Annotated in this window: 7 protein-coding genes and 1 pseudogene; 4 read left to right on the plus strand and 4 right to left on the minus strand. The window is 76.6% G+C overall.

The window, feature by feature from the left end:
• Positions 1–2,075: primosomal protein N' (locus ABL57_RS07835; RefSeq protein ID WP_047802904.1), on the plus strand; the 2,075-nt coding region annotated here is incomplete at its 5' end.
• A gap of 99 nt (positions 2,076–2,174) precedes the next feature.
• On the opposite strand, the gene ABL57_RS07840 is transcribed toward ABL57_RS07835, so the two are convergent.
• Positions 2,175–3,359, minus strand: coding sequence for a thiolase family protein (locus tag ABL57_RS07840; protein WP_047802905.1), 1,185 nt, complete (start codon positions 3,357–3,359; stop codon positions 2,175–2,177).
• The gene (locus ABL57_RS07845) at positions 3,340–4,737 is read right to left on the minus strand and encodes a class I adenylate-forming enzyme family protein (RefSeq protein WP_047802906.1); all 1,398 of its coding nucleotides are present in this window, start codon (positions 4,735–4,737) and stop codon (positions 3,340–3,342) included. The genes ABL57_RS07840 and ABL57_RS07845 overlap by 20 nt, the downstream gene beginning before the upstream one ends.
• A gap of 114 nt (positions 4,738–4,851) precedes the next feature.
• On the opposite strand from ABL57_RS07845, the gene ABL57_RS07850 reads away from it, so the two are divergent.
• Complete coding sequence (locus tag ABL57_RS07850; RefSeq protein ID WP_047802910.1) at positions 4,852–6,333, plus strand: glutamate-cysteine ligase family protein; 1,482 nt, start codon at positions 4,852–4,854, stop codon at positions 6,331–6,333.
• A 22-nt stretch (positions 6,334–6,355) separates the two neighbouring features.
• Here the strand turns inward: ABL57_RS07850 and ABL57_RS07855 are convergent, their stop codons facing one another.
• Positions 6,356–7,471: a glycosyltransferase gene (locus ABL57_RS07855; RefSeq protein WP_047802907.1), complete on the minus strand. Its 1,116-nt coding sequence runs from the start codon at positions 7,469–7,471 to the stop codon at positions 6,356–6,358.
• Positions 7,468–8,544 (minus strand): alpha/beta fold hydrolase, encoded by a 1,077-nt coding sequence (locus ABL57_RS07860; protein ID WP_053004821.1) that lies wholly within the window; start codon positions 8,542–8,544, stop codon positions 7,468–7,470. Before ABL57_RS07860 ends, ABL57_RS07855 begins: the two co-directional genes overlap by 4 nt.
• Before the next feature lie 233 nt (positions 8,545–8,777).
• Between ABL57_RS07860 and leuS the strand changes: the two genes are divergently transcribed.
• Both leuS and ABL57_RS07870 read left to right on the plus strand, forming a co-directional pair.
• A complete protein-coding gene (gene leuS, locus ABL57_RS07865; RefSeq protein ID WP_047802908.1) occupies positions 8,778–11,270 on the plus strand; it encodes a leucine--tRNA ligase in 2,493 nt (830 codons plus the stop codon).
• A 237-nt stretch (positions 11,271–11,507) separates the two neighbouring features.
• A pseudogene (locus ABL57_RS07870) lies at positions 11,508–11,752 on the plus strand (hypothetical protein); the annotation flags it as partial.

The raw sequence follows: 11,752 nt of genomic DNA on the forward strand, positions 1-11,752 counted from the left end.
GGCAGCTGTCGCTCCTCTCGGGCTTCCCGCCGCGCCCGCCGCGGCCGGACACCAAGGGCGTGGGCGCGGCGCTGCTGGCCGAGCCCGATCCCGTGGCCCGGGTGCTGCTGGACACCCACGTCCCGCACCTGGACCGGGCCTTCGACTACGCCGTGCCCGCCGAGCTGGCGGACACGGCGGTGCCCGGTGCCCGGGTCAAGGTCGGCTTCGCGGGCCAGGAGCTGACCGGCTACGTGCTCGAGCGGGCCGCCGACTCGGAGGTGATGGCCCGGATCCAGCCGCTGCGCCGGGTGCTGTCCCCGCTGCCCGTGCTGACCCCGGAGATCGCCCTGCTCGCCGAGGACATCGCCGCGCGCGCGGCCGGCACCACCGCCGACGTCGTGCGGCTGGCGGTCCCGCCGCGGGTCGCCCGGGTGGAGAAGGAGGTCGAGCAGCGCCTGGCCGAGGCGCCGGGGCACTCGACCGGCCTGTCCCCGCACGTGCCCGGACCCTCCCACGACGCCGCCCTGGCGGACTACGCCGGCGGGCCGGAGTTCCTGGCCGAGCTCGGCGCCGGCGGTGCCCCGCGCGCCGTGGTCGAGGTGCTGCCCGCCCATCCCGCCCACGACTGGACGGACGTGCTGGCCGCCGCAATCGGTGCCGCCTGGCGGGCCGGGCGCGGGGCGGTGGCGGTCGTGGCCGACCAGAAGGCGCTGGCCCGGCTGGAGCGCTCGGTGGTGGACGAGATCGGCGCCGAGCACCTGGTGCGCCTGCACGCCGAGGACGGGCCCACCCCGCGCTACCGGGCGTTCCTCGCCGCGGCCACCGGCCAGGTCCGGGTGGTCCTGGGCACCCGCTCGGCCGCCTACGCGCCCGTGGACGACCTCGGGCTCGTGGCCTGCTTCGACGACGGCGACGAGAACCTCGTGGAGCAGCGCGCGCCCTACCAGCACGTGCGCGACGTGCTGTTGCTGCGGGCCGGGCGCAGCGGGTGCGGGGCGCTGTTCGCCGGGCACGCGGTCAGCCCCGAGGCCCAGCGGCTCGTGGTCTCCGGCTGGGCCCGGCGGCTGGCCCCGGCGCGGGAGGTGCTGCGGGTGCACATGCCGCGGATCGTCTCGACCGCCGACTCCTTCCACGCCGCCCGGGACCCGCTGGCCTCCCGCGCCCGGCTGCCCGAGACGGCCTACCGGGCGGCCCGGGAGGGGCTGGAGCGGGGCCCGGTCCTGGTGCAGGTGGCCCGCGCCGGCTACGCCCCCCACCTGGCCTGCGAGCGGTGCCGGGAGCCGGCCCGGTGCACCGCCTGCGACGGACCCCTCGGGGTGGTGTCCCGGCGCGGGGTGCCCCGCTGCGGCTGGTGCGGGCGCTCGGCGCACTCCTGGGCCTGCGCCGCGTGCGGGTCCCGGCGGATGCGCCTGGTCACCGTCGGGGCGCTGCGCACGGCCGAGGAGCTGGGGCGGGCCTTTCCCCAGGTGCCGGTCGTCGCGTCCTCCGGGGAGGCGGTGCGCGCGGAGGTGCCCGGCAGCCCGGCCCTGGTGGTGGCCACCCCGGGGGCGGAGCCGGTGGCGGAGGGCGGCTACGCGGCGGCGCTGCTGCTCGACGGCAACCAGATGCTCATGCGCCCGGCCCTGCGCGCGGCGGAGCAGACGCTGCGCCGGTGGTTCAACGCCGCGGCGCTGGTCCGCCGGGCCCGGGACGGCGGGGTCGTGGTGGTCACCGCCGAGCACGAGAGCGCCGTGGGGGCGTTCGTGCGCTGGGACCCGGCCGGCCACGCCGAGCGGGAGCTCGTGGAGCGCCAGGCCCTCGGGCTGCCGCCCGCGGTGCGCTCGGCGGCGCTGACCGGGCCCGCGGCGGCGGTCGCGGCGTTCCTGGCCGACCTCGAGCTGCCGGCCGCGGTGCGGGTGATCGGGCCCACCCCGCTGGAGGACCACGGGGCGGGTCCGGACGGGGAGCCGGCCCCGCACCGGGCGCTGCTGTTCTTCGGCTACGGCGTGGCCGGGGAGGTGACCCGGCGGCTGCGGGCGGCCCGCGCCCAGGCCTCCGCGCTGCGCAAGCACCCGCCGGTGCACGTGCGCTGCGACGTCACCGACCTGCTCTAGCGCTGTCCCGGGCGAGCGCTGCCCTGCACCGGCGCCGGCCCGACGCGCGGCGGGCCCGTTCCCGCACGGGTCCATCGGGCACGCCCCGGGCGGGCCCGGTCACAGCGAGCGCTTCTCGAACAGCGCGGCGGTGCCGATGCCCCCGGCGGAGCTGATCATCGCCAGCAGCAGGCTGCCCTCCGGCAGGTCGCGGGCCCGCGCGAGCAGACGGACCACGGACACCGCCCCGGAGGCCCCGTAGGCGTGCCCGAGGGCCAGGGCGCCGCCGTCGGCGTTGAGCACGTCCTCGTCCACGCCGAGCAGGTCGGTGCAGGCCAGCACCTGCCCGGCGAAGGCCTCGTTGAACTCCACGGCGGCCAGCCGGTCGGCGGGCACGTGCTGGGCGCCCAGCAGCTCCCGGGCGGCCACGGCCGCGCCGAGCCCGAGCCGGGCCGGGTCCACCCCCACGGTCGCCGCGCCGCGGAAGGCGAGCCCGGTGCGCAGGCCCAGCTCCCGCGCCGTGGCCGGGAGGGCAACCAGGACGGCGGCCGCCCCGTCCGCGTCGGCGCAGGAGTTGCCGGCCGTCACGGTCCCGCCGCGGGCGAAGGCGGCGGGAAAGCGGGCCAGCAGGGCCGCGTCCAGCCGCGGCCGCGGGCCGTTGTCGGCGTGCACGCTCCCGCGCGGGCCGGTCACCGCGACCAGCTCGTCGTCGAACACCCCGGCGCCCGCGGCGGCGAGCGCCCGCCGGTGGCTGCGCAGGGCGTAGGCGTCCTGCCGGGCCCGGCCGATCCCGTGCTCCCCGGCGACCGTCTCCGCCGCCGGTCCCATGTCGGGGTCGCCCAGGTGCTCGGGGGCGAAGCGGGCCCGGCGGTAGAACTCCACGTGGCCGTCCGCCTGCCGCCGTCCGCGCAGGGGCGCGGTGCTGATGCTCTCGGCCCCGCCGGCCAGGAAGGCCCGTCCGGCCCCCGCCCGGGCGAGCCGGCAGGCCAGCACCACGGCGTCCAGCCCGGAGCCGCACTGCCGGTCCACGGTCAGCCCCGGCACGGACAGGGGCAGACCGGCCTCGAGGGCGGCGAGCCGGGCGAGGTTGCCGCCGGCGCCCACGGCGTTGCCGACCACGACGTCGGAGAGCTGCCGGGGGTCCACTCCGGAGTCCTCCACGAGGCGGCGCAGCACCGGGGCCAGGAGCCGGTGGACGGGCACCCCGTCCAGCAGGGTCCCGGCGCGGGCCAGGGGCGTGCGCCGGCCCAGCAGCAGCAGGGGATCGGCCGGCCCGGCGGTGGGCTCAGCCGAGCGGGCGGACACGGTGGTCTCCGTCGAGGACCCAGTCCCGCAGCAGCCGGCGGCTGAGCTTGTCGTGGCCGGTGAGGGGGAGCTCGCCGAGCTCGACGTAGTGCCGGGGGCGCTGGGGCGGGGCCAGCCGCGCCGCCGCGGCCTCCCGGAGCCGGCCCGGGCGCACCCCGCCGGGGCCGGGGACGATGCCGGCCACCACCCGCTGCCCGCGGGAGCCGTCCGGCACCCCGGTCACCACCGCCTCGGCCACTCCGGGCACCGCGGCCAGGGCCGCCTCGACCTCCTGCGGGTAGACGTTGTGCCCGCCGGTGACGACCATGTCCGAGAGCCGGCCCAGCACGTGCAGCTGCCCGCCGCGCAGGACGCCCTGGTCCCGCACCGTGGCCATGCCGCCCAGCTCTCCGAAGGCCTGACCGTCGTCGCCCCACAGGTAGCCGTCGCAGACCAGCTCCGAGCGCACGCACACGGTGCCGGGCACCCCCTCCGGCACCGGACGGCCGGCGTCGTCGAGGACGGCCAGCGCCACCCCCGGAAAGGCGGGGCCCACCCCGGTGCCGGTCGGCGCGGCGGGCTCCCCGGGGCCGTGCCGGCGGGCGGCGACGAAGCCGAGCTCGGCGGCGCCGTAGTACTCCCAGACGGTCGCCCGGGGGGCCCAGCGGCGCACCGCGTCCAGCGTGCGCCCGTCCAGGGCCTGCCCGGCGCTCACGACCGCGGTGAGCCCGGCGGCGTCGGCGCCGGCGGCGAGGCCGCGCTCCGCGAGGACCCGCAGCACGGCGGGCACCCCGACCAGGCGGGTGACGCCCCGGCCGGTGATCTCCGCGTGGGCGGCGGCGACGTCGAGGCGCGGCTGGGTGTGGAAGGCGGCCCCGGCCCAGAGGCACTCGGAGAGGGTGTAGAGGTTCAGGCTCGCCGACAGCGGTCCCGGGGCCAGCACGCGGTCCCCGGGACGCAGGCCGAAGCAGCCGGTGGAGGCCTCGAAGGAGCGCTGCCAGGAGCGCCGGCTGCGGCTGAAGGCCTTGGGCACGGCGGTGGTGCCCGAGGTCAGGCCGATCAGGAAGGCGGAGTCCGGGTCCCCGTCGCGCAGCCGCGCCGGGACGGGAGCCGCGGGCAGCCGGGCCGCCAGGCGCCGCCGCACCGCCTCGGCCCGCTGCCGGGGGCCGAGGGGGTCCAGCACGGCGCACACCCGCTCCTCGGCCACCCCGGCCGCCCACCGGACGGCGAAGTCCACGCCGTTGGCCTGCCGCAGGAGGCCCGTGGGCTCGCCCGAGGCGGCCAGCGCCGCGGCCCGGGCGCGCAGCCGCCCCCAGCTCAGCCGCTCGGGGCCGCACACCACGGCGGGCTCGTCCGGGCGCTGCCCGGCCCAGCGCGACACACGGTCCAGGAACGGCATCCCCTCATCCTAGGGCCCGGTCCGTCACGGTGCCGGAGGTCTTGGCCTGCGCCCTCCGGTGTGGTGGGGTGGGACCGAGCGGCAGTGCCGCCGCCGTCGTCCGGGGAGGTCACCGTGGGAGAAGAGGTCCGTTCCCGCAGCTACACGCGCGAGGAGCGCCAGCGCTACCGGGAGAAGGTGCGGCAGGACCTCGACGTCTTCGAGCTCATGCTGCACCGCAGCTCCTTCGAGTTCGACCGCCCCATGACGGGGCTGGAGATCGAGCTGAACCTCGTCGACGAGCACTTCGAGCCCTCCTTCCACAACGCCGAGGTCCTCGCCGCCATCGCCGACCCCGGCTACCAGACCGAGCTCGCCCGCTACAACATCGAGCTCAACGTCCCCCCGCGCCCGCTGCCCGGGCGCGCCGCGCTCGAGCTCGAGGAGGAGCTGCGCGCCTCGCTCAACGCCGCCGACGCCCGCGCCCGGGAGACCGGCTCGCGGATCATGGCCATCGGGATCCTCCCGACGCTCCGGCCCGAGCACTACGAGCGGGAGTGGATCAGCGCCAACAACCGCTACAGCGCGCTCAACGACTCGATCTTCGTGGCCCGCGGGGAGGACATCCGCCTGGACCTCGAGGGACCGGACGGGGAGCGGGTCGACGCCTACTGCGACTCCATCGCCCCCGAGTCGGCGTGCACCAGCGTCCAGCTGCACCTGCAGGTCGCCCCCACCGGCTTCGCCGCCCACTGGAACGCCGCCCAGGCGCTGTCCGCCGTGCAGGTCGCGCTCGCGGCCAACAGCCCCTACTTCTTCGGCCGGCGCCTGCACGCGGAGACCCGGATCGCGCTGTTCCAGCAGTCCACCGACACCCGGCCGGTCGAGCTGAAGAACCAGGGGGTGCGGCCGCGGGTGTTCTTCGGCGAGCGCTGGATCACCTCGATCTTCGACCTGTTCGAGGAGAACGTCCGCTACTTCCCGGCGCTGCTGGCCGACTGCTCCGACGAGGACCCGGCCGCCGAGCTGGCCGCGGGACGGGCCCCGCGCCTGGCCGAGCTGCGGCTGCACAACGGGACGATCTACCGGTGGAACCGCCCGATCTACGACGTCGTCGGCGGCGTGCCGCACCTGCGGGTGGAGAACCGGGTGCTGCCGGCGGGACCCACGATCGCCGACGTGCTGGCCAACGCCGCGTTCTACTACGGCGCGGTGCGCGTCCTGGCCCGGCAGGAACGCCCGGTGTGGACACGGATGAGCTTCGCCGCCTGCGCGGAGAACTTCGAGCGCGCGGCGCGGGACGGGATCGACGCCCGCCTGTACTGGCCCGGCGCCGGTGAGCTGTGCGTCGACGAGCTCGTGCTGCGCCACCTGCTGCCCCTGGCGCACCAGGGCCTGGAGGAGTGGGGCGTGGCCCCGGAGGTCCGGGAGCGCTACCTCGGCATCATCGAGGCCCGGTGCGTGGCCGGGGTCAACGGGGCCACCTGGCAGACGCAGGCGGTCCAGCGCCTCGAGGCCCAGGGCGCCGACCGGCCCACCGCGCTGCGCGGCATGCTCGCCCGCTACGCCCGGCACATGGCCCGCAACGAGCCCGTGCACACCTGGCCGCTGCCCTGAGCCCGGCCGCGGCGGGACCCGCTCACCGGCGGGTCGAGCGCCGCTCGTGCACGCCCCGGGCCACGGCCAGCAGCTCCCGGGCCGAGTCCGCCCAGGACCACGCCCGGGCCCGCTCCAGCCCCGCCAGCGCCTGCGCCCGGGCCCGGGCCGGGTCCTCCAGCGCCCGGACCGCCGCGGCGAAGCCGGCGTCGTCGTCGGGGGCGGCGTAGGCGGCGGCCTCCCCGGCGACCTCCCGGAAGATCGGCAGATCGCTGCACACCACCGGCGTCCCGGCCGCCATCGCCTCGACCACGGGCAGCCCGTAGCCCTCGGCCCGCGACGCCGTCAGCAGCGCCGCCGCCCGCCCCAGCAGGGCGGCGTACTCGGCGTCGTCCACCCCGTCGTGGAACACCACGCGCGCCCCCGCCGGGACCAGGGCCTCCAGCTGCGCCCGCCGGGCGGGGGAGATGCGCGAGAGCAGGTGCAGCTCGTACCCGGGCAGCCGCCCCGCCGCGCGCACCAGGGTCTCCACGTTCTTGTAGGGCAGGAACGAGCCCATGTACAGCAGCAGCCGCCCCCGCCGCGGCAGCCGCGACAAAGCCTGCTCCGGGGGCAGCACCGCACCGGGCGGGGCGGCGTTGGGCACCACGTGCACCGGGCGCCGGGTGAGCCGGTGGGCGGCCATGAGCTCCCGGGTGGTCCGCGAGACGGTGACCACGGCGTCGGCGCGGTCCAGCAGCACCCGCTGCGGCCACCACGCCCGGTGGTAGGCCCGCCAGCCCGCGCGCACCGCCGCGGGCAGGTCTCCGGGCGGGGTGGGGTGGTCGTAGTAGATCAGGTCGTGCAGGGTCAGGATCAGCCCGTGCCGCCGTCCCGCCGAGCCCATGGTCTGCATGGGCGAGAACACGACGTCCGGCGCGTACCGGTTGAGCACCAGCGCCGTGACGGCCTCCGCCGCCGAGACCGGGGAGGGCCCCCGCACGTGCGGGACCTCCGGCAGCATGCCCAGCTGCCGCGGATCGCTCACCAGCACCGCCAGCTCCAGGTCCGGCGTGCTCCCGGCCAGCCCGGCCATCGCCTCGATCAGCCCGGCCCCGTAGCGGCTGATCCCGTCGTGCCGCCCGATCCGCGTGTAGCGGGCGTCCATCAGCAGCCTCACCGGCTCCGCCCCCGCCGCACGATCCGCTGCAGCCCCGTGAACGGCGCGGTGAACGGCCCCGTGTCCGGGCCCGCGAGGTCGGCCGCGGGCAGCTGCTCGTGCAGCTCCACCGGCTCCGGGGCCGGGGAGGTCAGGAACTCGTGGACCAGCTCCGCCGTGCGCGCCGGCGCCTCGTAGTGGATCAGGTGCCCCACGCCCTCCAGCACCTCCAACCGGTGCCGGGGCACCCACGAGGCCATCCGCCGCTGCGCCGCCACGGAGCCCAGCGGGTCCTCCGCCCCCACCACCAGCAGCGTCGGCATCCCCAGCTGCATCGCCACCTCCGCCACCGTGTGCGAGGCCGACGCCTCGTAGGCCTCCAGCAGCACGTCCCGGTCCGCGAACGCCGAGAAGTACGCCCGGTGCTGATGGCGCACGTAGCCGCGCACCCGCGGATCCCGCGACGTGGTCATCACCGACGTCATCGCATCCGTCATCCACCAGCTCGACAGCAGCCGCCGCCCCAGCCGCCGCGGCAGCACCCGGCCCAGCCGGTAGTAGCCCACGGTCAGCCGGCTCAGCAGCGCCTGCCCGCCCTCCAGCGCCGGCTCACAGATCGGGTTGACCAGCACCAGCCGCTCCACCATCCCCGGGTGCGCCGCGGCGAAGTGGGCGGCCACCACCGACCCGAACGAGTGCCCCAGCACCACGATGCCGCGCCGGCCTCCGCCGTCGCGCACCGTCCCGCCGGTGAGCTCCTCCACGAAACGGCGCAGGAAGTCCACGTACCCCGCCACGTCGTGACGCCGGTCCGGGAAGCGCTCCGAACGCCCGAACCCCGGCAGGTCCGGCACCACCACGTGGTACCGCGAGCGCAGCCGGTCGGCCAGCAGCTGCAGCCCGTGGTGGTCCCCCCGGAACCCGTGCACCATCACCAGCAGCGGTTTGGGCGCCCGGTCGACGTCGTAGAACCAGTAGCGCACCTTGTGCCCGTCCAGCACCAGGCTGCGCCGCTCCGCGTACGGGGTCTCCACCGCGCTGCCCGGCACCCCCTCGCCCGGCCCCGCGTCCCGCGCGCCGGTCCCTGCCGCCATGATGTCCTCCCTGAGGGGCCCGCGAGCACCCGGTGCGCCCCGGCCCGCTCTCGATGCTAGCGGCTGCGCCCCGGCGCTCGCGGGCCGGGCGCGGGGGCCGCTGGGCTAGGATGGGACGGATTCCACCACCGTCGGCGCACCGCCGGGTCCCTGTGATGCCCGGGTGCGCCCACGCGACCGCCCGCCGCCCGCTCCCTGGCCGGCGGCGGTCCACCACCGCGAAGGCGAGGACCGTGACCGAACAGCAGCACACGACCGAGAGCACCGGATACGACTTCCGCGCCATCGAGGCGGCGTGGCCGTCGTTCTGGGCGGAGCAGAAGGTCTACGAGCCGCTCGACGACGGCTCCCGGGAGCGGCGCTACGTGCTCGACATGTTCCCGTACCCCTCGGGGGACCTGCACATGGGCCACGCCGAGGCGTTCGCCATGGGCGACGTCGTGGCCCGGTACTGGCGCCAGCGCGGCTACGACGTGCTGCACCCGATCGGCTGGGACTCCTTCGGGCTGCCGGCCGAGAACGCCGCCATCAAGCGCGACGCGCACCCGGCGGAGTGGACCTACGCCAACATCGAGACGCAGAAGGCCTCGTTCCAGCGCTACGCCATCAGCGCGGACTGGACCCGGGAGATCCACACCTCCGACCCCGAGTACTACCGGTGGACGCAGTGGCTGTTCCTGCAGTTCCACGCCAAGGGCCTGGCCTACCGGAAGAACTCCCCGGTCAACTGGTGCCCCAAGGACCAGACGGTGCTGGCCAACGAGCAGGTCGTGAACGGCGCGTGCGAGCGCTGCGGCACCCCGGTGACGAAGAAGGCCCTGAACCAGTGGTACTTCAAGATCACCGACTACGCGGACCGCCTGCTCGACGACATGGCCGCGCTCGAGGGCCACTGGCCCGAGCGGGTGCTGGCCATGCAGCGGAACTGGATCGGCCGCTCCGAGGGCGCCCACGTGCGCTTCGCCATCGAGGGCGCCGGCGAGGACGGGTCCGACCGCGAGGTCACCGTGTTCACGACCCGGCCCGACACCCTCCACGGCGCCACGTTCTTCGTGGTCGCCGCCGACGCCGAGCTGGCCGGGGAGATCGTCGCCCCGGAGCACGCCGAGGAGCTGGCCTCCTACCGCGAGCAGGTCAAGGCGCTGTCCGACATCGAGCGCCAGGCCACCGACCGGCAGAAGACCGGGGTGTTCCTGGGCCGCCACGCGGTGAACCCGCTGACCGGGGAGAGGCTGCCCGTGTGGGCCGCCGACTACGTGCTCGCCGACTACGGCACCGGCGCGATCATGGCCGTGCCCGCCCACGACCAGCGCGACCTCGACTTCGCCCGCACCTTCGACCTGCCCGTGCGCGCGGTCCTGGACACCGGCGAGGAGGACCCGGCCGTGACCGGGATCGCCACCACGGGCGAGGGCACCCTGATCAACTCCGGCGAGCTGGACGGGCTGGAGAAGGCGCAGGCCATCGAGCGGGCCATCTCCATCGTGGAGGCCGCCGGCACCGGCAACCGGCAGGTCAACTTCCGGCTGCGCGACTGGCTGCTGTCCCGGCAGCGCTTCTGGGGCGCCCCCATCCCGATCGTGCACTGCCCGGCCTGCGGGGAGGTGCCCGTGCCCGAGGAGCAGCTGCCGGTGCGCCTGCCCGACGACCTGCGCGGCGAGCAGCTCGCGCCCAAGGGCCGCTCCCCGCTGGCCGCGGCCGAGGACTGGGTCAACGTCGAGTGCCCCGCCTGCGGAGGGCCGGCCCTGCGCGACACCGACACCATGGACACGTTCGTGGACTCCTCCTGGTACTACCTGCGCTTCGCGTCCCCCAACGACGAGAATGCCGCGTTCGACCTCGAGCAGACCCGCAGGTGGCTGCCCGTGGACCAGTACGTGGGCGGGGTGGAGCACGCGATCCTGCACCTGCTCTACTCCCGGTTCTTCACCAAGGTCCTGCACGACCTCGGGCTGGTGGACTTCACCGAGCCGTTCAAGGCGCTGCTGAACCAGGGGCAGGTGCTCAACGGGGGCAAGGCGATGTCCAAGTCCCTGGGCAACGGCGTGGACCTGGGGGAGCAGCTGGACGAGTTCGGCGTCGACGCCGTGCGGCTGACCATGGTCTTCGCCTCCCCGCCCGAGGACGACGTGGACTGGGCGGACGTGTCCCCGCAGGGCTCCCAGAAGTTCCTGGCCCGGGCCTGGCGCCTGGCCCAGGACGTGACGAGCGCGCCCGGCGCCGATCCGGCCTCCGGGGACCAGGGCGTGCGCCGCGCCGCCCACCGGGCCGTGGACGACTCCGCGCAGCTGCTGGACGCGGGGAAGTTCAACGTGGTCGTGGCCAAGACCATGGAGCTGGTCAACGTGGTCCGCAAGGCCATCGACTCCGGCTGCGGCCCGGCCGACCCGGCCGTGCGGGAGGCCGTCGAAGCCGTCGCGGTGGTCCTCTCGCTCGTGGCCCCGTACACCGCCGAGGACATGTGGCACACCCTGGGCCACGAGGGCTCCGTCGTCGTGGCCGGCTGGCCCGAGGTCGACCCGGCCCTGCTGGTGGACGACACCGTGACTGCCGTGGTGCAGATCAAGGGCAAGGTCCGGGACCGGCTCGAGGTCCCCGCGGACATCGCCGAGGACGCGCTGCGCGAGCTCGCCCTGGCCTCGGAGACTATCCGCCGGCAGCTGGGCGACGCCGAGATCCGCAAGGTGATCGTGCGCGCGCCCAAGCTGGTGAACATCGTCGCCTGACCCGGCCCCGCCGGGTCAGACCGCGGCCGGCGGGCCGCGGAGGTGACCGACGACGCCGGGGCGCCGCCCGCCCGCGCCGCGGTCGTGCAGCGCCCCGCGGCGCGGCCCGGTTGCCGCGCGGTCCGCGGCCGGCGCTGACCCGTCACCCGCCCTCCCCAGGCGCGGGCCTGCCGCGGGCGGTCCCCACCGGGCCCACGACCGGCCCCGCGGTCCCTCCGTCCGGGGTGGGCTGGAGCCATGACCGGCACCGTGTCCCGCGGACGAGACCGCGCACCCTACGCCCCGCCCGACCCGACCTCCTCCGGGCACCCGGGCCTGCCCAGCCTGCCCGCCGAGCGGCTGGCCGCTCTCCTCGCCGAGACCGGGGCCGGCGCGCGCCCCGCGCCGGGGCCCGATCCGGACGACGGGGCCGCGACGCGCGCGGACCCGGACGCCGGGGCCGGCACCGACGGCGGACGAGGAACCGGCGTCGGCGGTGCTGC

This window comes from Kocuria sp. SM24M-10, assembly GCF_001027955.1.
GTDB classification, from domain to species: Bacteria; Actinomycetota; Actinomycetes; order Actinomycetales; family Micrococcaceae; genus Kocuria; species Kocuria oceani.